Consider the following 19,387-nt stretch of genomic DNA (forward strand, 5'->3'; position numbering starts at 1 on the left):
CGCTCAGCAAACCCAGGTGGCACGATTGGGTTGATCCAGGTGGCGGGCCAGATAATCAGCGAAATCGAGGCGGGGAATCGCCCGGGCGCCGAGGCTGTGCAGATGATCGGTCGGCATCTGGCAGTCGATCAGTACGAACCCCGACGCTTTCAGATGGCGCACCAGTGTGGCAAAGCCGTACTTGGAGGCGTTGTCGGCGCGGCTGAACATTGATTCACCGAAGAACAGTTGGCCCATCGCCAGGCCGTAGAGGCCGCCGACCAGTTCACCCTGATCCCAGACCTCCACCGAATGGGCGAAGCCGCGGCGGTGCAGTTCAATGTAAGCGTCTTGCATCGCCTCAGTGATCCAGGTGCCGTCGGCATAGTCCCGAGGTGCCGCGCAGGCGCGAATCACGGCGTCGAAGTCCTGATCGAAGGTCACCTGGTAGCGTTGCTGGCGCAGCAGTTTGCCGAGGCTGCGCGAGACGTGCAGTTCGTCGGGAAACAGCACCGTGCGCGGATCCGGCGACCACCAGAGAATCGGCTGGCCCTCGGAAAACCACGGAAAGCAGCCATGGCGATAAGCCTGGATCAGACGATCGGCCGAGAGGTCGCCGCCCGCAGCGAGCAATCCGTTGGGGTCGCGCATGGCCTTTTCCAGTGGCGGAAAAGTCAGGGAATTACGTTGTAACCAAGTCAGCATGGCATCCAGGCTTGCAGAAGGGGAGGGCGGTGCGGGCTGTTTGGCCCGCGATAAAGTGTGCCGTTAAATGACCGGAATGTCGTCCAGATACTTCTCGGCATCGAGCGCGGCCATGCAGCCAGCCCCGGCCGACGTCACGGCCTGACGATAGACGTGGTCGGCAACGTCGCCGGCGGCAAACACCCCGGGGATCTCGGTGGACGTGGCGTCGCCGTCGCTGCCGCCCTTGACCCGCAGATAGCCGTCACGCATCGGCAACTGGCCTTGAAACAAGTCGGTATTGGGTTTGTGGCCAATGGCAATGAATACGCCGGCCAACGGCAGATCGCGGGTTTCGCCGGTGTGGCTGTCGCGCAGGCGCGCGCCGGTGACTCCACTGGCATCGCCGAGCACTTCGTCGAGATTCTGGTTCCAGTGCAGGCGCACATTGCCGTTGGCGGCTTTCTCGAACAGTTTGTCTTGCAGTATTTTCTCCGAGCGCAGTTTGTCGCGACGGTGGACCAGGTGCACTTCTCTGGCGATGTTCGACAGGTACAGCGCTTCCTCAACGGCGGTATTGCCACCGCCGACCACGGCGACCACCTGATTGCGATAAAAGAAGCCGTCGCACGTCGCACAGGCGGAAACGCCCTTGCCGGCGAAGGCTTCTTCCGAGGGCAGGCCCAGGTATTGCGCCGAGGCGCCGGTGGCAATGATCAGTGCGTCGCAGGTGTAAGTGCCGCTGTCGCCGATGAGTTCGAACGGCCGCTGCTGCAACTTGGCGGTGTGGATGTGGTCGTAAACGATCTCTGTGGCAAAGCGTTCGGCGTGTTTTTGCATCCGCTCCATCAGCACCGGGCCGGTCAGGCCTTCGACGTCGCCGGGCCAGTTGTCGACTTCGACGGTGGTGGTGAGCTGGCCACCGGCCTGCAGACCGGTAATCACCACCGGTTTGAGGTTGGCGCGGGCAGCATAAACCGCGGCGCTGTAACCGGCCGGGCCGGAGCCAAGGATGATCAGGCGTGAATGCTTCGCTACGTTCATCAAATACACCTCATAAGCCTTTGTCACAAAAGGTAATGCGTGCTCAAATTGAACCGCAGGTTCTGCGCGCTTGGCTATGCTCAACACTGGGTTGCGAAGCATGGCATCAGACGCACAAACCCGTACAATGCCGGGCTGTTACAGAATATTCGCTGTGCGCCGTGTTTATAAAAGCCGCGGCGCAGTGTTAAAAGTAGTCTCAGTTGTGCCCGGCAACTTTTTTACCTGCCTGGATTGGGCAGTTTTTATCGTCATTCAATAGATGGACGCGCCTCGGGCGCAGGAAAAGTAGCGTTTTGAAGAAATCCACCGCAGCACCAAAAACAGTCGTTCCGCTCTGGCGCCAACAGTTGCACTACCGGCTCAAGGAAGGTGCATTGATCGCCATCGGCGCCCTGTGCCTGTTCCTGATGATGGCTTTGCTGACCTACGGCAAGGACGATCCGGGCTGGAGCCACAACAGCAAGATCGACGATGTACAGAATTTCGGCGGCCCGGCGGGCTCCTACAGCGCCGACATTCTATTCATGGTGCTCGGCTACTTCGCCTATATCTTCCCGCTGCTGCTGGCGATCAAGGCGTATCAAATCTTCCGTCAGCGCCACGAACCGTGGCAGTGGAGCGGCTGGCTGTTTTCCTGGCGCCTGATCGGTCTGGTGTTTCTGGTGCTGTCCGGTGCCGCACTGGCGCATATCCATTTCCATGCCGCGACCGGTCTGCCGGCCGGTGCCGGTGGCGCTTTGGGCGAAAGCCTGGGCGATCTGGCGAAGAATGCGCTGAACATTCAGGGCAGCACATTGCTGTTCATCGCGCTGTTCCTGTTTGGTCTGACGGTGTTCACCGACCTGTCGTGGTTCAAGGTGATGGACGTCACCGGCAAGATCACCCTCGACCTGTTCGAACTGTTTCAGGGCGCGCTCAATCGCTGGTGGTCGGCGCGTACCGAACGCAAACAACTGGTTGCGCAACTGCGTGAAGTCGATGATCGCGTGCATGACGTGGTTGCGCCGACGGTCACCGACAAGCGCGAACAAGCCAAAGTCAAAGAACGCCTGATCGAACGTGAGCAAGCCCTGAGCAAGCACATGTCCGATCGCGAAAAACAGGTGCCACCGGTGATCGCTCCGGCGCCAGTCAAGGCACCCGAGCCAAGCAAACGCGTACAGAAAGAGAAACAGGTGCCGTTGTTCGTCGACAGCGCCGTGGAAGGCACCTTGCCGCCGATCTCGATTCTCGATCCGGCAGAAAAGAAACAGCTCAACTACTCGCCGGAATCCCTGGCAGCGGTCGGCCATTTGCTGGAGATCAAGCTCAAGGAGTTCGGCGTCGAGGTCACGGTGGATTCGATCCATCCGGGCCCGGTGATTACCCGTTACGAGATCCAGCCTGCCGCCGGCGTGAAAGTCAGCCGTATCGCCAACCTGGCGAAAGACCTCGCACGTTCGCTGGCCGTGACCAGTGTGCGGGTGGTCGAGGTGATTCCGGGCAAGACCACCGTCGGTATCGAGATTCCCAACGAAGACCGGCAGATCGTGCGCTTCTCCGAAGTGCTGTCGACGCCTGAGTACGACAACTTCAAATCGCCGGTCACTCTGGCACTCGGTCACGACATCGGCGGTAAACCGGTCATCACCGACCTGGCGAAAATGCCGCACTTGCTGGTCGCCGGTACCACCGGTTCCGGTAAGTCGGTGGGCGTGAACGCGATGATCCTGTCGATCCTGTTCAAGTCCGGCCCGGAAGACGCCAAGCTGATCATGATCGACCCGAAGATGTTGGAACTGTCGATCTACGAAGGCATTCCGCACCTGCTGTGCCCGGTTGTGACGGACATGAAGGACGCCGCCAACGCCCTGCGCTGGAGCGTTGCCGAGATGGAGCGCCGCTACAAGCTGATGGCGAAAATGGGCGTGCGAAACCTGTCCGGCTTCAACGCCAAGGTCAAGGAAGCCCAGGACGCCGGTGAGCCGCTGAGCGATCCGTTGTACAAGCGCGAAAGCATTCACGACGAAGCGCCGTTGTTGCAGAAGCTGCCAACCATCGTTGTGGTAGTCGACGAATTCGCCGACATGATGATGATCGTCGGCAAGAAGGTTGAAGAACTGATCGCCCGCATTGCCCAGAAGGCGCGTGCCGCCGGTATTCACCTGATCCTTGCAACCCAGCGGCCGTCGGTGGACGTGATCACCGGTCTGATCAAGGCCAACATTCCGACCCGCATGGCGTTCCAGGTGTCGAGCAAGATCGACTCGCGGACCATCATCGATCAGGGTGGCGCCGAACAACTGCTCGGCCACGGTGACATGCTCTACATGCCGCCGGGCACCAGCCTGCCGATCCGTGTTCACGGCGCCTTCGTGTCCGACGAAGAAGTGCACCGCGTGGTCGAAGCGTGGAAACTGCGCGGCGCACCGGAATACAACGACGACATCCTCAACGGTGTCGAAGAAGCCGGCAGCGGTTTTGAAGGCAGCAGCGGTGGTGGCGACGGCGACGATCCGGAAGCCGACGCGCTGTATGACGAAGCCGTACAGTTCGTGCTGGAAAGCCGTCGCGCCTCGATTTCCGCGGTGCAGCGCAAGCTGAAGATCGGCTACAACCGCGCCGCACGGATGATCGAAGCCATGGAAATGGCCGGGGTCGTCACGTCGATGAACACCAACGGTTCGCGTGAAGTGCTGGCCCCTGGCCCGGTACGCGACTGATTGCAAACGCAAGAGGCGGGACAATGATGTGCCGCCGCTCTCCCAACGAGTATTCAAGAGGACTCCCATGCGTCTAATCCGCATGCTGCTGCCAGTACTGGCGCTGACCACTCTCACGGCCCACGCCGATGACAAGGACGTGGCGCGTCTGACCCAATTGCTGGAAACATCCAAGACCCTGAGCGCTAACTTCTCGCAGCTGACCCTCGACGGCAGCGGCACTCAGTTGCAGGAAACCACCGGCGACATGACCCTGCAGCGTCCGGGCCTGTTCTACTGGCACACCAATGCGCCGGCCGAGCAGACCATGGTCTCCGATGGCAAGAAAGTCACCCTGTGGGACCCGGATCTGGAACAGGCAACCATCAAGAAGCTCGACGAGCGTCTGACCCAGACTCCGGCGCTGCTGCTGTCCGGTGATGTGTCGAAGATCAGCCAGAGCTTCGATATCAGCGCGAAAGAGGCGGGCGGCGTGATCGACTTCACCCTCAAGCCAAAAACCAAGGACACCCTGTTCGACAACCTGCGCCTGTCGTTCCGCAACGGTCTGCTCAATGACATGCAACTGATTGACAGCGTCGGCCAGCGCACCAACATCCTGTTCACCGGGGTCAAGGCCAACGAGCCGGTGCCGGCATCCAAGTTCAAGTTCGACATCCCCAAGGGTGCGGACGTGATCCAGGAATAAATGCAATAACCTGTGGGAGCGAGCTTGCTCGCGAATGCGTCGGAGCAGTCAGCCTATAGGGCGCCTGACACACCGCCTTCGTCGGAACGCCGCCCGGAGCAAGCTCGCTCCCACAGGTATTGTTGCCCCCAGTGAGGTTTCATAGGTAGTGATGGATCTGTTTCGCAGTGCACCGATTGCCCAGCCACTGGCCGCGCGTTTGCGCGCGACCAATCTGGATGAGTACGTCGGTCAGGAACACCTGCTTGCTCGCGGCAAGCCTCTGCGTGAGGCGCTGGAGCAGGGTGCCTTGCATTCGATGATCTTCTGGGGCCCGCCAGGCGTGGGCAAAACCACGCTGGCGCGGTTGCTCGCGGAAGTCTCGGACGCGCACTTCGAAACGGTCTCGGCAGTGCTCGCGGGGGTCAAGGAGATCCGTCAGGCCGTTGAAATCGCCAAGCAGCAGGCCGGCCAGTACGGCAAGCGCACGATTCTGTTCGTCGATGAAGTACACCGCTTCAACAAATCCCAGCAGGACGCGTTCCTGCCGTACGTTGAAGACGGCACGCTGATTTTCATCGGCGCCACCACCGAAAACCCTTCGTTCGAACTCAACAACGCCTTGTTGTCGCGCGCCCGCGTCTACGTGCTGAAAAGCCTCGACGAAGCGGCGCTGCGCAAACTGGTGCACCGCGCACTTACTGAAGAGCGTGGCCTGGGCAAGCGCAACCTGACGCTCAACGACGAAGGCTTCCAGATGCTGCTGTCGGCTGCCGATGGCGATGGCCGGCGGTTGCTCAATCTGCTGGAAAACGCCTCGGATCTGGCCGAAGACAACAGCGAGATTGGCACCGAGCTGCTGCAAAGCCTGCTCGGCGATACCCGTCGGCGTTTCGACAAGGGCGGCGAGGCGTTCTACGACCAGATCTCGGCGCTGCACAAATCGGTGCGCGGCTCCAATCCCGACGGCGCGCTGTACTGGTTTGCGCGGATGATCGACGGTGGTTGCGATCCGCTGTACCTGGCCCGGCGTGTGGTGCGCATGGCCAGCGAAGACATCGGCAACGCCGACCCGCGTGCCCTGAGCCTGTGCCTGGCCGCATGGGAAGTGCAGGAACGCCTCGGCAGCCCGGAAGGCGAGCTGGCGGTGGCCCAGGCCATCACTTATCTGGCCTGCGCGCCGAAAAGCAACGCGGTGTACATGGGCTTCAAAACCGCACTGCGTGCCGCCGCCGAAAACGGCTCGCTGGAAGTGCCGCTGCACTTGCGCAACGCGCCGACCAAACTGATGAAACAATTGGGCTATGGCGACGAATACCGTTACGCCCACGATGAGCCGGACGCTTACGCCGCCGGCGAAGACTATTTTCCGGAAGAACTCGAGCCGATTCCATTCTATCAACCGGTGCCTCGCGGCCTGGAATTGAAGATCGGCGAGAAGCTCAACCACCTCGCTCAACTCGACCGTTTAAGCCCTCGGCAGCGGAGAAAATAGTGCTTCCATTGATCATTGCGGTCTCCGCCGGCGGGGTTGCCGGCACTTTGTTGCGCTTCGCCACCGGCAATTGGATCAGCGCCAATTGGCCGCGGCACTTCTATACCGCGACGCTGGCCGTTAATATCGTGGGCTGTCTGTTGATTGGCGTGTTGTACGGCCTGTTTTTGATACGCCCGGAAGTGCCGATCGAGGTGCGTGCCGGGTTGATGGTCGGCTTCCTCGGGGGGCTGACGACTTTTTCATCCTTTTCACTGGATACGGTGCGCCTGCTGGAAAGCGGGCAAGTGCCGCTGGCCCTGGGCTATGCGGCACTCAGCGTATTCGGCGGGCTGCTCGCGACGTGGGCTGGCCTGTCTTTGACCAAACTTTGATAACGAGAAACCGACATGCTCGATTCCAAACTGTTACGTAGCAACCTTCAGGACGTAGCGGACCGCCTGGCTTCCCGTGGCTTTGCCCTGGATACCGCGCGCATCGAAGCGCTGGAAGAACAGCGCAAGACCGTCCAGACCCGCACCGAAGCACTGCAGGCTGAGCGTAACGCGCGTTCCAAATCCATCGGTCAGGCCAAGCAGCGCGGCGAAGACATCGCGCCGTTGATGGCGGACGTCGAGCGCATGGCGGGCGAACTGAGTGCCGGTAAAGTCGAGCTGGACGCGATCCAGACTGAATTGGACTCGATCCTGCTCGGCATCCCGAATCTGCCGCACGAATCGGTGCCGGTCGGCAAGGACGAAGACGACAACGTCGAAGTGCGCCGCTGGGGCACCCCAACTGCGTTTGATTTTGAAGTGAAAGACCACGTAGCCCTGGGCGAGAAGTTCGGCTGGCTGGATTTCGAAACTGCCGCCAAGCTGTCCGGCGCACGTTTTGCTCTGCTGCGTGGCCCGATCGCCCGTCTGCACCGCGCACTCGCCCAGTTCATGATCAACCTGCACGTCAACGAGCACGGCTACGAAGAGGCCTACACGCCTTATCTGGTTCAGGCGCCGGCACTGCAAGGCACCGGTCAACTGCCGAAGTTCGAAGAAGACCTGTTCAAGATCGCTCGCGAAGGCGAAGCCGATCTGTACCTGATCCCGACCGCCGAAGTGTCGCTGACCAACATCGTTGCCGGTGAAATCGTCGATTCGAAACTGCTGCCGATCAAGTTCGTTGCGCACACCCCGTGCTTCCGCAGCGAAGCCGGCGCATCGGGCCGTGACACTCGCGGCATGATCCGTCAGCACCAGTTCGACAAAGTTGAAATGGTCCAGATCGTTGAGCCGTCGACCTCGATGGAAGCGCTGGAAGGTCTGACCGCCAATGCCGAAAAAGTCCTGCAACTGCTCGGCCTGCCTTACCGCACGCTGGCGCTGTGCACCGGCGACATGGGTTTCAGCGCGGTCAAGACGTATGACCTCGAAGTGTGGATCCCGAGCCAGGACAAGTACCGCGAAATCTCCTCGTGCTCGAACTGCGGCGACTTCCAGGCCCGTCGTATGCAAGCGCGTTTCCGCAACCCGGAAACCGGCAAGCCTGAGCTGGTGCACACACTGAACGGTTCCGGTCTGGCCGTAGGCCGTACGTTGGTTGCCGTGCTGGAAAACTACCAGCAGGCCGACGGTTCGATCCGTGTGCCGGACGTGCTGAAGCCGTACATGGGTGGCCTTGAGGTCATCGGCTAAATGAAATATCTGCCGCTGTTTCACAACCTGCGCGGCAGTCGTGTGTTGGTCGTCGGTGGGGGGGAAATTGCCTTGCGCAAATCCCGCCTGCTGGCCGATGCCGGTGCGCTGCTGCGGGTGGTCGCACCTGAAATCGAAGCGCAACTGCGTGAGCTGGTCGCAGCCTCTGGCGGCGAATGCCTGTTGCGCGGTTACGTCGAGGCGGATCTGGACGGTTGCGGGCTGATCATCGCCGCCACCGACGATGAGACGCTCAACGCACAAGTTTCCAGCGATGCTCATCGGCGTTGCGTGCCAGTCAACGTGGTCGACGCGCCGCAATTGTGCAGCGTGATCTTCCCGGCGATCGTCGACCGTTCGCCGTTGATCATTGCCGTGTCCAGCGGCGGCGATGCGCCGGTGCTGGCGCGACTGATCCGCGCCAAGATCGAAACCTGGATTCCATCGACCTACGGCCAATTGGCCGGGCTCGCCGCGCGTTTCCGTAATCAGGTGAAGAGCCTGTTTCCGGATGTGCAGCAGCGTCGCGGATTTTGGGAAGACGTGTTTCAGGGGCCGATTGCCGATCGGCAACTGGCCGGGCAGGGCGCCGAAGCCGAGCGTTTGCTACAGGCGAAGATTGATGGTGAAGCCATGGTCACCACCGGCGAGGTGTATCTGGTCGGGGCTGGCCCGGGCGATCCGGATCTGCTGACGTTCAAGGCTTTGCGTCTGATGCAGCAAGCCGACGTAGTGCTTTACGACCGCTTGGTCGCGCCAGCGATTCTAGAGCTGTGCCGTCGCGATGCCGAGCGGGTTTATGTCGGCAAACGTCGTGCTGATCACGCTGTGCCGCAGGATCAGATCAACCAGCAACTGGTCGATCTGGCCAAGGCCGGCAAGCGTGTGGTGCGCTTGAAGGGCGGTGATCCATTCATCTTCGGCCGTGGCGGCGAAGAGATCGAAGAACTGGCGGCGCACGGCATTCCGTTTCAGGTGGTGCCGGGTATCACAGCGGCCAGCGGTTGCGCGGCGTATGCCGGGATTCCGCTGACGCATCGGGATTACGCGCAGTCAGTGCGTTTTGTTACCGGGCATTTGAAGGACGGCTCCACCGATCTGCCATGGGCCGACCTTGTAGCCCCGGCGCAGACGCTGGTGTTCTACATGGGCCTGGTCGGTTTGCCGGTGATCTGCGAGCAGTTGATCAAACATGGTCGTTCAGCGGATACCCCGGCGGCATTGATTCAGCAGGGCACCACGGTCAACCAGCGCGTCTTTACCGGCACGCTGGCTGATCTGCCACGCTTGGTCGCGGAGCATGAAGTGCATGCGCCGACGCTGGTGATCGTTGGGGAAGTGGTGCAACTGCGCGAGAAACTGGCGTGGTTCGAGGGCGCTCAGGCGCAGGTCTGAAACCGAGTTGACCCATTCGCGAGCAAGCTCGCTCCCACAGGGGATTTGTGAACGACACAAATCCCCTGTGGGAGCGAGCTTGCTCGCGAAGAGGCCTTTCAAGACCCTATAACTCTCAACCTTTTCGCCAAAGCCCTTTGCCACTCAACCGCGCCCGGTCATGGGCCACGGTGAAATCCTGCTCCGGCCCCTTCGGCACAACTCCCGTCGGATTGATCGTCTTGTGACTGCCATAGTAGTGATGCTTGATGTGCTGGAAATCCACCGTCTCGGCAATTCCCGGCCACTGATACAGTTCACGCAGCCAGTTCGACAGATTCGGATAATCGGCAATCCGGCGCAGGTTGCACTTGAAGTGCCCGTGATAGACCGCGTCGAAACGAATCATCGTGGTGAACAGACGCACGTCCGCTTCAGTCAGGTATTCCCCGGTCAAATAGCGGTTGGCGCCTAATACGCGCTCCAGATGATCGAGTTCGGCAAACACCTCATCGAACGCTTCTTCATACGCCTGTTGCGACGTCGCAAAGCCTGCGCGATACACGCCGTTGTTCACCGCTGGATAAATGCGCTCGTTCAACGCATCGATCTCGCCTCGTAATGGCGCGGGATAGAAATCGAGGTCGTTGCCGGTCAACGCATCGAACGCGCTGTTGAACATGCGGATGATTTCCGCTGATTCATTGCTGACGATGCGTTTGAGCTTTTTGTCCCACAGCACCGGTACGGTGACGCGGCCAGTGTAATCGGCAGTGTCGGCAGTATAGCGCTGATGCATGAATTCAAAACCATCGAGCTTGTCGCCCGTAGAGCCGAGTGCTTCGTCGAAGGTCCAGCCGTTTTCCAGCATCAACCAACTGACCACCGAAACGTCGATCAGGCTTTCCAGGCCTTTGAGTTTGCGCAGGATCAGCGTGCGATGCGCCCACGGGCAGGCGAGCGACACATAGAGGTGATAGCGGCCGGCTTCAGCGGTAAAACCGCCTTCACCGCTCGGGCCGGGCTGGCCGTCAGCGGTGACCCAGTTGCGGCGTTGTGCCTGTTCGCGCTGAAACGCGCCGTCCTTGCTGCTTTCGTACCACTTGTCCTGCCAGTGGCCATCGACGAGTAAACCCATGATCAAGACTCCGTAAACCAATAATCGTTGGAGTCGAGTCTATTCCGATGAGTTCGAACAAAAAGCGTAAAGATCGGGCGCGAATGATCGGTTAAATCGATTTGTTGCGTGCGGCCCAGTACTGCTCGGCGGTTTCGAAGGCCTGCTCACGGGATTGGCCGAGGCCGCGCAAGGCCAGGGCCATGGTCGAAATCAGCGCCATCTGCGGATAGCTGTCCGCCGCATCGCCACGCCACACTGCTTTCAAATGTTCGACGTCCAAAGTTGCCGGTTTGACGTGACGTTGCGCCGACATCTGCGGCCATTCCTCATCCCAGCTCTCGCCGCCGGTGGTGCCGTAGAGATGGCTGTCGGCATCCGGGTTGATCTCGATTTCGCCGCCGTCACCCTTGACCACAATCGCCGTGTCGCCGAGCAAACCGCTGGCATCACGGTGCACCGCCTGATAGCCCGGGTGGAAGATGCTTTGCAGACCACAACGCGCGCGCAGTGGGTTGAGAATCCGTGCCAGCGAGTGGATCGGCGAGCGCAGGCCCATGGTATTACGCAGGTCGATCATCTTTTGCAGCTGCGGCGCCCAGTCCATCAGCGGCATGAACGCCAGACCGCCGTTATCCAGGGCGCTGCCGACCTGTTGCCACGTGCGGCAAAGGGGAATATTCAGCTCACCAAGCAACTGTTCGGTGTACAGCCGCCCAGCGGTGTGGGCGCCGCCGCCGTGCATGAAAATGCGTACGCCGTGCTGCGCCAGACACTTGGCCGCCAGCAGATACCACGGCAGATGGCGCTTCTTGCCGGCATAAGTCGGCCAATCCAGATCGACATTCAATGCCGGCGCCTGCAAGCGCTCGCGCAGGGCCTCGGTGAAGCCGGCCATTTCCTCGGCGCTTTCTTCCTTGTGCCGCAGCAACATCAAGAACGCGCCGAGCTGGGTGTCTTCGACCTTGTCATCGAGCACCATGCCCATGGCTTCGCGGGCTTCTTCACGGCTCAGGTCACGCGCACCGCGCTTGCCCTTGCCGAGAATCCGCACGAATTGGGCGAACGGATGCTCGGCAGGCGTTTCGAGGGTCAGTGCTGGAAAGTCGGTCATAAGCAATTCGTCGGTTTGGGCAGGCCCGCCAGTTTCGCGGCGAGTTTGGCAGGGGTGCCTTTGAACAGTCGGTTCAGGTGCAGGCTGTTGCCTTTTTCCGCGCCGAGTTTCAGCGCGGTGTACTTGATCAACGGGCGCGTGGCCGGGGACAACTGGAATTCTGCGTAGAAGCTGCGCAGCAGTTTGAGGACTTCCCAGTGTTCGGCGGTCAACTCGATTTCCTCGGCAGCGGCGAGGGCGCTGGCGACGTCGGCCGACCAGTCGCTGAGGTCGACGAGGAAACCGTCCTTGTCCAGTTCGATGGCGCGGGCGCCGACGGTCATGGAATTCATAGCCAGCTGTTGACCTTGTCGTGGTGGATCGACAGTTCGACGAAGGCCGGGTAATCGATGGCCTCGGCCCAGTCCGGTACGGCGATGGCGCGAGCCTGGGCATCCTCGGCCAGGGCAAACAAGCGGATCTGGCGGCTTTGCAGGTCGGCAAACGGCGCGGTGCCCGGTTGCAGCGCGTAGAGCGCATCGCCGGACAACAACAAGGCATCCGCGCTACCGATCACGCGCAGGCAACTGTTTAGGCGATCGTCACCGAACGGGGAATGAGACAACACATGCAAAGTCGACATCAGAGGGTGATCACTTGGTCGTAACGGTCAATAAGGGCGGTGATTTGCTCGGCGGCGAGCGGTTGCGCTTCGTCCAGCGACAGATTGTCGAGACCGCGCTTGCTGGCGCTGTCGGCGCAGTAGAACAATGCTTCTACGCCAAACATTGGCAGCGCCTGCAGGTTGGCGCTGAGGTCTTTCTGTTGCAGCGCCTTGGCATTCTGCCCGGCAGCCAGTTGCAACACGCCGTCATCGAGAAACAACAAACCGATCGGCAGATCGAAGGCGCCGCCGGCCAGTACGATGTCCAGCGCTTCACGGGCGCCGGGGCCTGACCACGGCGACTGGCGGCTGATGATCAACAGGGACTTGGCCATCTCACGCACCTCCGAAGCAGATCAGGCGGTCAGCGTCTTGCACCGCGTCATGCAACTGGCCGAGGCCGGACAGTTCCCACGGCGCGCTGACCGAGATGGCTTCGCGCTGATAACGTTTGGCTTCTTCGCCATTCAGCGCACCACGGCGCAGGGCGGCGGCGATGCACACCACGCCGTCGAGCTTTTGCTCGCTGATGAACGTGCGCCATTGTTTGGGCAGGTCCAGTTCGTCCTGTGGCGTGACCACCGCGTCGGAAGCGTTATAGACGCCGTCCTGATAGAAAAACAGTCGGACAATCTCATGCCCACCGGCCAGCGCAGCCTGTGCAAACAGCAGTGCACGGCGCGAGGAGGGCGCATGGGCGGCGGAAAACAGCGCGATGGCGAACTTCATGACGGACTCGATCAGCAAAACTGCGGCCATGATAAAGCTTTATCGAAGCCGCCGCGAAACCCAAGTTGTACTCAGGCCCCTGTGGGAGCGAGCCTGCTCGCGAAAGCGGTGGGTCAGGCGATAAAAATATTGAATGTGCCGGCCTCTTCGCGAGCAGGCTCGCTCCCACAAGAATTTGTATAAGAGTCCATTAGCGGGGCATATAGCCCAACTGCCAGCGCCGCGGGATTTTCAGGGAGAGCAGCCCGATCATCGCCGCCAGCAAGCCGCTGACAAACATCGCCTTGAGTCCAAGATGATGCTCCAGCACCGCCCCCAGAATCGCGCCGAGAAACATCCCGCTCCAGGGCACCAGTTGCACCCGCCAGCCGCTGCGCCGTTCGCCGAGCATCCAGCGGCCCAGTCCTCGGCCGAATCGCGACAATGCGCCGGTGACATAAGTCAAACCGACCGGCAAGCCATTCACCTCTTCGACCGCCGCGTTGAGCATGCCCATCGCGATAATCGCCGCCAGCAGCGCCGGCAGTTGTACCTCGAATGGCCAGACCGCCGCCGCGCACAGCAGGGTGGCGATGCACAGCAGCAGTGGCAGCGCCCGGCGTCCGCCGAGGCGCGCGACGACAACGCCCAAGGCATTACCGACAATAAAAGTCGCAACGAGGATCAGCAGACGCACGGTCAAGCCGACATCGCCATCGCTGATCGCCACGGCGAGTCGAGTGGTGTTGCCGCTCATGAACGAAACGAAATCGCCGCTGGCCATAAAACCAATGGCGTCGGTCATTCCGGCCAGTACCGAGAGGCTGGCAACCAACGCCAGACCAATCCGCCCGCGCCACTTTTGCGTGTGCAGATGGCCGGGGCTGGCGCGGTGGGTCGAAGCGGATGGCAGCATCGGTGGCGGTGTCCTTGCGCGACGTTTACGGTTCTATGCCATACAGATCGCAATACTCCAGCCAGTCCATACCGGCCATTTCTGCGACTTCACGGTGCACCTCCAGACGCTGCGCCTGATACTCCTCAGGTGAGTCGGCCGTCAGTTGCAACGTCAATTCCCAAGCGAACAGTCCGAGGCTTTCCGCTTCGGCTTCAAACGCTTCATGCAGTCGCTCTTCGCGATACTGCGCCTGGGTTTCGCCCTTGGCCTGGGCCAGCAACGGGTTGAGGTGATCGAGGGTTTCGCGCAGTTCGGGGCGCGCATCGAGAAACACTTTCAGAGCATGTTCATGTCGCTGATCGGTAGGCGCCATGGGTTTTCCTTGTGGGGCTGATGACCTTAGGTTGCCGCAGCGGCTGGCGTGTGTCGCGCTATAAATGCAGTAAAGCAGAACGAATCTCGCTGCTGCGATGATACAGTCCGCTTTTTTCTGAATGAGCGAATGCAATGCGAATGCTGATGGTAGCGCTGGCCGCAACGGTATTGGCCGGTTGCGCAGGTTCGGTGATGGACGATGCTCGCACGAAAGCCCCGTACAAGGTGTTGACGTCGGACAAAGCCGAAAAAGATGTGGCGCGGTGTGTGCAATTCGGCTGGCAGGACGAAGCCGTTTTTGATGTCGACGCTGCAGCTTATCTCGAGCCGCGCAAATCCGGCGGGACGACGGTATACACCCGTTCGGCAGAGTCGTTTGTCGACGTGATTACCGAAGCTTCGGGGACGACGCTGAATTACTACGCGCAGAAGGATGACTTTGTCGCCAAGCGCCGGTTGGCGGCATTGGCGACCTGCCTGTAGGGTCAAGGGTCGCGGTGAGGCTCAGGTCGCCTTCGCGAGCAGGCTCGCTCCCACACTGGATTAGTGCCCGACACAGAATCAGTGTGGGAGCGAGCCTGCTCGCGAAGGGGCCAGTAGAGTCAACCTACAAGTCGCTTCTGGAAGAAATGCCGCTTGTGCCCCGGCGGATAATCGACGATTTCCCCAAACTGGCTATACCCCAGCTTCTTGTAGAACTCCGGCGCCTGAAAGTCGAAGGTGTCGAGCCATGCGCCGATGCAGCCTTTCTCCCGCGCCAGCTCTTCGGCCATGTGCATCAGCTTCGAGCCAATCCCCTGGCCCCGGCCTGCCTCAGGCACTGACAGCAAATCGATGAACAACCACTGGCAGACCAGTCGGCCATAAAGTCCGCCCAGAATCTTGTCTTGATCATCACGAACCAGCAGGGTGAGCGGCTCGGATACGGCGATCCCGGCTTTTGCCACGTTATAGGCATGCAGGGGCGCCAAAATGGCCTTGCGTTCTTCTTCTGTGGAATGTTGCGACAACTCGATGCGCAAATTCATGCCTGACTTCCTTGTGGTTTGAGCTCGCAGCCTATCCTGCCCGACAGCCATCTTCCAAGCCCTTCCTCAACCCGGTGGAACCGCCGCTTGCACGCTGCGGTCTAGCCTTTACAGCGTCATTCCAGCACGCGGTTGATGAGGACCCTCCATGAATATTTTCGAAGCCCTTCGCGAAAGCCATGACCGCCAGCGCAGCTACGCCAAAACCTTGGTCGAGACCAGCGGCGATACGCCGGAGCGGGTCGAAGCCTACAAACAGCTCAAGGCAGAACTCCAGGCCCATGAAACTGCTGAAGAGCGCCATTTCTACATTCCGTTGATGGAGCTTGATGACGGTGTCGATCTGAGCCGCCATGCCATCGCTGAACACCATGAAATGGACGAAATGATGGAAGAGCTCGACGAGACCGAGATGTCCAGCCCGGCATGGCTGGTCACCGCGAAAAAGCTCTCCGACAAGGTTCACCACCATCTCAAGGAAGAAGAGCAGAAGTTCTTCCAGATGGCCGGCAAATTGCTCAACGAAAAACAGAAAGTGCAGCTCGCCGGGCAGTACGAAAAGGAGTTCAAGGCACAACTGTCGTGAGTCTCGATTGCAGGATTTCATGACCTCGACGTGTAGGCCTTTGGCTATACGGTGGGTGCGAGACATCACAATGTACTGTGTTTATATACAGTATTTTCGGTGTTTTACCGGGTGTGACCGATCAGGCTGCGACAAAACCGCCGATGGACAAAAAATCCGGCTCCGTTAGCTTGAAGGCCTCTCCTCGGAATGGAGAGTTCTTAAATCAACGGAGTGAAAAACATGAATCAACCACAAGCACAAACCCAACTGCGACACGGTCGCGTGATCTCCCCGGCAAGCCGCGGAGCGGTGGCGATCGAGCAAGGATTGCTCGGCGCCTGGCAGGTCAACGAGATGGAAGGCGGGAAGAATTTCCCGGCGCTGGCGGCGGGGCCATTTCCGGCGCCGTACCAGAGCGACTCGGACAGCGTCACGCCACCGGCTGATGGCTACATTCTCAGTGGCGGCAAAACCGATGCCCGTGACTGCGTGAACTTCACCAGTGAAGAAATGAGCAAAAAGCTGGGTCGCTCGTTCTCCTGGCCACTGCTCAACGTCACCCCCGGTCAAACCCTCGAGATCAAATGGGAATACACCGCGCCGCATACCACGCGCGGTTATCGCTGGCTGATCACCAAGGATGGCTGGGACCCGAAACAACGCATCACTCGTGCGCAACTGGAAGCCCAGCCGTTCCTGGAAGACTTCTACACTCAGGTGCCTTATTACAGCTACCCGAATGAACTGAAGGCCAAGGTCAATCACGCGGTGAAACTGCCAGCGAACAAAAAAGGCCACCACGTCGTCGTGCTGATGTGGATCGTTGCCAACACCGGCAACGCCTTCTATCAGGCCTTCGACGTCGACTTCAAATAAGCGGCATCACCCTCAACTCACACGTTCTGAAGGATTAGAACATGTCAAAAATCGATTTCTCTTTAGTGCAAACCGCGGCGAGCGATGCTGCCTCGCTGATGCCGAGCATTGCCGGCAAGAAGATCCTCATGGGCTTCTGGCACAACTGGTCGGCGGGGGCGAGTGACGGTTATCGTCAGGGCCGCTTTGCCAGCCTCTCGCTGGAAGAGGTGCCCAAGGAATACAACGTGGTGGCGGTGGCTTTCATGAAGGGCAGCGGGATTCCGACCTTCAAGCCGTTCAACGTTTCCGATGCCGAGTTCCGCCGCCAGGTCGGCGTACTCAACAGTCAGGGCCGGGCGGTGCTGATTTCTCTCGGCGGCGCCGATGCGCACATCGAATTGCGCAGCGGTCAGGAACAACCGCTGGCCAATGAAATCATCCGTCTGGTGGAAACCTACGGCTTCGATGGGCTGGACATCGATCTTGAACAGAGCGCGATTGATTTCGCTGCCAACAAGACCGTCCTGCCGGCCGCGCTGAAACTGGTCAAGGACCACTACGCAGGCCAGGGCAAGCACTTCATCATCAGCATGGCCCCGGAGTTTCCGTACCTGACCAGCGCCGGCAAGTATGTCGGTTACCTGCAGGCCCTCGAAGGTTATTACGACTTCATCGCGCCGCAGTTCTATAACCAGGGCGGTGACGGCGTCTGGGTGCCTGAGGCCAACAATGGCGCCGGTGCGTGGATCGCGCAGAACAACGATGTGCTGAAGGAGGACTTCCTTTATTACCTGACCGAAAGTCTGGTGACCGGCACCCGTGGGTTTACCCGCATCCCGGCGGACAAGTTCGTCATCGGCCTGCCGGCCAACAACGACGCGGCGGCTACCGGTTATGTGATCGACAAAACCGTGGTCGGGAATGTCCTCAAGCGTCTGGCGATCAAAGGGCTGCCGATCAAAGGCTTGATGACCTGGTCGGTGAATTGGGACAACGGCAGCAGCAAGGATGGCTTGCCGTACAACTGGGAGTTCAGTCGGCGTTATGGGCCGTTGATTCACGGGGTCCCTGCCGCTGAGCAGGCTGTTGGTGATATGCAATCGCTCATCGCTCGTTAGCTGCAAATAAAGAAGCCCGGTAGCGCTGCCGGGCTTCTTTGTCGGTTTGGAATGCGTGTGGATATTTTTTTATTCGGTTTTAACCAGGACATAAAGATTGTCATTGTTCGACATTTTTTCGATTCTGTTTAAATAGATAAGCTCTTTGAATTCTTTTTCGAGTGTTTTCTTGTCACAGTATTTTTCATATATAAGCGGCCTGTCCGAAGCGTAAATGTAGAGGCGCCATACGTCAAAGCCGTCGATTCTGCTGTTCGAGCCGTAATCGAAGTCCACTGATTCTGATGGGAAATGAATGGCGCACCCTACGCCGTGCAGTTCATATTGAATTTCATCGGTTATTTCACCGCAGCGTTCGATTTGCTTGCTCCGCCAGAGCCTTAAAATATTCCGAGTGCCAAATTTTTTTTGTAGTAATTCTGTTCCACTTTCAACTTTTGAAAGAAAGTCAGTTATTAGGTTCTCAATGTTTTTATCGGCTGTTTTCATCGTCTTCTGTGATGCTCCAATCGGTCGTGTCCGACATTGTTAGCTGATTCAATGACTTCTTCGATCGTATTAAGTTGTCCTTTGTGCTCTCTAATGTTTGTGATCAAATTTATAGTTATAGGCGTTGCTGTTTGTTTTGCAGCTGCTGCACGGTGATGTCCATCTAGAATATAGAAGGTGCCCTGATGTTCTGCTACGTCTATGGGATAGCTGACATCGTAGCCACCTGCTCGCATCTGATCTCTTATTTTTTCGACGCGTTTAGTTGATCTTTTTCCCATAATTGCATGCGTTCGCTTCACTGAATGTGGGTCAACGCCATGAATCAAGTCCGGTAATTGTGGCTCACCCTCATCTACCTTAGCCCCACCAATCCCACCCGGCACCTCACACCCAGGTTTATTCGGCGGCGGACAGTTGGAGTTCAACCCCAACGGATCCACCCACCCCGTCGGATTCGGCACGTACTGGTACTGGTTCAAGCCACCGGCCAACTTGATCGGGTCCGGCGTCAGATAGCGCCCCAACCTCGGGTCGTAATACCGGTGCCGGTTGTAATGCAGGCCACTTTCCCCATCGAAGTACTGCCCCTGAAAACGCAGTGGCTGGTTCAGGTAGTCGTCAGCGGCCAGGGTCAGCGCGGCGACTTTGCCGTAGGCGTCGTATTGCGCCGACCAGACGATTTCGCCGCTGTAGTCGGTGAGTTCCAGCGGGGTGCCGAGGTGGTCGAGTTGGTAGTAGAACGGGCAGGCCTTTTTCGGGCCTTTGCCGTCGAGCAGCGCGAGCGGGCGGAAGGTGCCGGGTTCGTAGACGTAGCTGCGGTATTCGCTTTGGCTGCTTTCGGCGACGAGGT

Annotated in this window: 23 protein-coding genes; 10 read left to right on the forward strand and 13 right to left on the reverse strand. The window is 59.4% G+C overall.

Annotated features, from left to right (window positions below):
- Nucleotides 1–3: 3 nt before the first annotated feature.
- Together aat and trxB are read right to left on the reverse strand one after the other, a co-directional pair.
- On the reverse strand, nucleotides 4–684 hold the full coding sequence (gene aat, locus A8O26_RS09695) for a leucyl/phenylalanyl-tRNA--protein transferase (protein ID WP_064117798.1): 681 nt from the start codon (nucleotides 682–684) through the stop codon (nucleotides 4–6).
- A 63-nt stretch (nucleotides 685–747) separates the two neighbouring features.
- Complete coding sequence (gene trxB, locus A8O26_RS09700) at nucleotides 748–1,707, reverse strand: thioredoxin-disulfide reductase (protein WP_064117799.1); 960 nt, start codon at nucleotides 1,705–1,707, stop codon at nucleotides 748–750.
- A 296-nt stretch (nucleotides 1,708–2,003) separates the two neighbouring features.
- Between trxB and A8O26_RS09705 the strand changes: the two genes are divergently transcribed.
- From A8O26_RS09705 to cysG, 6 genes are all read left to right on the forward strand, one after another.
- A complete protein-coding gene (locus A8O26_RS09705; protein ID WP_064117800.1) occupies nucleotides 2,004–4,412 on the forward strand; it encodes a DNA translocase FtsK in 2,409 nt (802 codons plus the stop codon).
- Between the two features lie 67 nt (nucleotides 4,413–4,479).
- Complete coding sequence (gene lolA, locus A8O26_RS09710) at nucleotides 4,480–5,100, forward strand: outer membrane lipoprotein chaperone LolA (RefSeq protein ID WP_008087013.1); 621 nt, start codon at nucleotides 4,480–4,482, stop codon at nucleotides 5,098–5,100.
- A gap of 151 nt (nucleotides 5,101–5,251) precedes the next feature.
- Nucleotides 5,252–6,574, forward strand: coding sequence for a replication-associated recombination protein A (locus tag A8O26_RS09715; protein ID WP_064117801.1), 1,323 nt, complete (start codon nucleotides 5,252–5,254; stop codon nucleotides 6,572–6,574).
- Nucleotides 6,574–6,948 carry a fluoride efflux transporter CrcB gene (gene crcB / locus A8O26_RS09720; RefSeq protein ID WP_064117802.1) on the forward strand — a complete coding sequence of 125 codons (375 nt, stop codon included), beginning with the start codon at nucleotides 6,574–6,576 and terminating at the stop codon, nucleotides 6,946–6,948. The genes A8O26_RS09715 and crcB overlap by 1 nt, the downstream gene beginning before the upstream one ends.
- Nucleotides 6,949–6,963: 15 nt before the next feature.
- A complete protein-coding gene (gene serS, locus A8O26_RS09725) occupies nucleotides 6,964–8,244 on the forward strand; it encodes a serine--tRNA ligase (RefSeq protein ID WP_007908080.1) in 1,281 nt (426 codons plus the stop codon).
- The gene (gene cysG / locus A8O26_RS09730) at nucleotides 8,245–9,639 is read left to right on the forward strand and encodes a siroheme synthase CysG (protein ID WP_064117803.1); all 1,395 of its coding nucleotides are present in this window, start codon (nucleotides 8,245–8,247) and stop codon (nucleotides 9,637–9,639) included.
- A gap of 115 nt (nucleotides 9,640–9,754) precedes the next feature.
- On the opposite strand, the gene A8O26_RS09735 is transcribed toward cysG, so the two are convergent.
- From A8O26_RS09735 to A8O26_RS09770, 8 genes are all read right to left on the reverse strand, one after another.
- Entirely contained in the window at nucleotides 9,755–10,756 is a 1,002-nt protein-coding gene (locus tag A8O26_RS09735) for a glutathione S-transferase family protein (RefSeq protein ID WP_064117804.1), read from the reverse strand.
- A gap of 91 nt (nucleotides 10,757–10,847) precedes the next feature.
- A complete protein-coding gene (locus A8O26_RS09740) occupies nucleotides 10,848–11,849 on the reverse strand; it encodes a glycosyl transferase family protein (protein WP_064117805.1) in 1,002 nt (333 codons plus the stop codon).
- Nucleotides 11,846–12,181: a TusE/DsrC/DsvC family sulfur relay protein gene (locus tag A8O26_RS09745; RefSeq protein WP_064117806.1), complete on the reverse strand. Its 336-nt coding sequence runs from the start codon at nucleotides 12,179–12,181 to the stop codon at nucleotides 11,846–11,848. Before A8O26_RS09745 ends, A8O26_RS09740 begins: the two co-directional genes overlap by 4 nt.
- Nucleotides 12,178–12,471 carry a sulfurtransferase complex subunit TusB gene (gene tusB / locus A8O26_RS09750; protein WP_064117807.1) on the reverse strand — a complete coding sequence of 98 codons (294 nt, stop codon included), beginning with the start codon at nucleotides 12,469–12,471 and terminating at the stop codon, nucleotides 12,178–12,180. Before tusB ends, A8O26_RS09745 begins: the two co-directional genes overlap by 4 nt.
- On the reverse strand, nucleotides 12,471–12,827 hold the full coding sequence (gene tusC, locus A8O26_RS09755; RefSeq protein ID WP_064117808.1) for a sulfurtransferase complex subunit TusC: 357 nt from the start codon (nucleotides 12,825–12,827) through the stop codon (nucleotides 12,471–12,473). Before tusC ends, tusB begins: the two co-directional genes overlap by 1 nt.
- A gap of 1 nt (nucleotide 12,828) precedes the next feature.
- Nucleotides 12,829–13,221 carry a sulfurtransferase complex subunit TusD gene (gene tusD, locus A8O26_RS09760; protein ID WP_064117817.1) on the reverse strand — a complete coding sequence of 131 codons (393 nt, stop codon included), beginning with the start codon at nucleotides 13,219–13,221 and terminating at the stop codon, nucleotides 12,829–12,831.
- Nucleotides 13,222–13,411: 190 nt separating this feature from the next.
- Nucleotides 13,412–14,116 (reverse strand): YoaK family protein, encoded by a 705-nt coding sequence (locus A8O26_RS09765; RefSeq protein WP_064117809.1) that lies wholly within the window; start codon nucleotides 14,114–14,116, stop codon nucleotides 13,412–13,414.
- Nucleotides 14,117–14,141: 25 nt separating this feature from the next.
- Nucleotides 14,142–14,471 (reverse strand): DUF6388 family protein, encoded by a 330-nt coding sequence (locus A8O26_RS09770; RefSeq protein ID WP_016987055.1) that lies wholly within the window; start codon nucleotides 14,469–14,471, stop codon nucleotides 14,142–14,144.
- A 134-nt stretch (nucleotides 14,472–14,605) separates the two neighbouring features.
- On the opposite strand from A8O26_RS09770, the gene A8O26_RS09775 reads away from it, so the two are divergent.
- Nucleotides 14,606–14,956 (forward strand): hypothetical protein, encoded by a 351-nt coding sequence (locus A8O26_RS09775; RefSeq protein ID WP_064117810.1) that lies wholly within the window; start codon nucleotides 14,606–14,608, stop codon nucleotides 14,954–14,956.
- A gap of 119 nt (nucleotides 14,957–15,075) precedes the next feature.
- Here A8O26_RS09775 and A8O26_RS09780 read toward each other — a convergent pair whose 3' ends face one another.
- A complete protein-coding gene (locus A8O26_RS09780; RefSeq protein ID WP_064117811.1) occupies nucleotides 15,076–15,501 on the reverse strand; it encodes a GNAT family N-acetyltransferase in 426 nt (141 codons plus the stop codon).
- Nucleotides 15,502–15,649: 148 nt separating this feature from the next.
- Here A8O26_RS09780 and A8O26_RS09785 point away from each other — a divergent pair, with 148 nt between their 5' ends.
- The 3 genes from A8O26_RS09785 (at nucleotide 15,650) to A8O26_RS09795 (ending at nucleotide 18,045) form a co-directional block, all read left to right on the forward strand.
- Nucleotides 15,650–16,087 carry a hemerythrin domain-containing protein gene (locus A8O26_RS09785; RefSeq protein ID WP_064117812.1) on the forward strand — a complete coding sequence of 146 codons (438 nt, stop codon included), beginning with the start codon at nucleotides 15,650–15,652 and terminating at the stop codon, nucleotides 16,085–16,087.
- A gap of 222 nt (nucleotides 16,088–16,309) precedes the next feature.
- Nucleotides 16,310–16,945, forward strand: coding sequence for a lytic polysaccharide monooxygenase auxiliary activity family 9 protein (locus A8O26_RS09790; protein ID WP_064117813.1), 636 nt, complete (start codon nucleotides 16,310–16,312; stop codon nucleotides 16,943–16,945).
- A gap of 41 nt (nucleotides 16,946–16,986) precedes the next feature.
- Entirely contained in the window at nucleotides 16,987–18,045 is a 1,059-nt protein-coding gene (locus A8O26_RS09795) for a chitinase (protein ID WP_064117814.1), read from the forward strand.
- Nucleotides 18,046–18,114: 69 nt separating this feature from the next.
- On the opposite strand, the gene A8O26_RS09800 is transcribed toward A8O26_RS09795, so the two are convergent.
- Both A8O26_RS09800 and A8O26_RS30440 read right to left on the reverse strand, forming a co-directional pair.
- Nucleotides 18,115–18,534: a DUF6896 domain-containing protein gene (locus tag A8O26_RS09800; protein WP_064117815.1), complete on the reverse strand. Its 420-nt coding sequence runs from the start codon at nucleotides 18,532–18,534 to the stop codon at nucleotides 18,115–18,117.
- A partial coding sequence (locus A8O26_RS30440) for an RHS repeat-associated core domain-containing protein (protein WP_172828136.1) occupies nucleotides 18,531–19,387 on the reverse strand: 857 nt, incomplete at its 5' end. The genes A8O26_RS09800 and A8O26_RS30440, both read right to left, overlap by 4 nt.

The sequence above is a fragment of the Pseudomonas fluorescens genome, assembly GCF_001648775.1.
Lineage (GTDB): Bacteria > Pseudomonadota > Gammaproteobacteria > Pseudomonadales > Pseudomonadaceae > Aquipseudomonas > Aquipseudomonas fluorescens_M.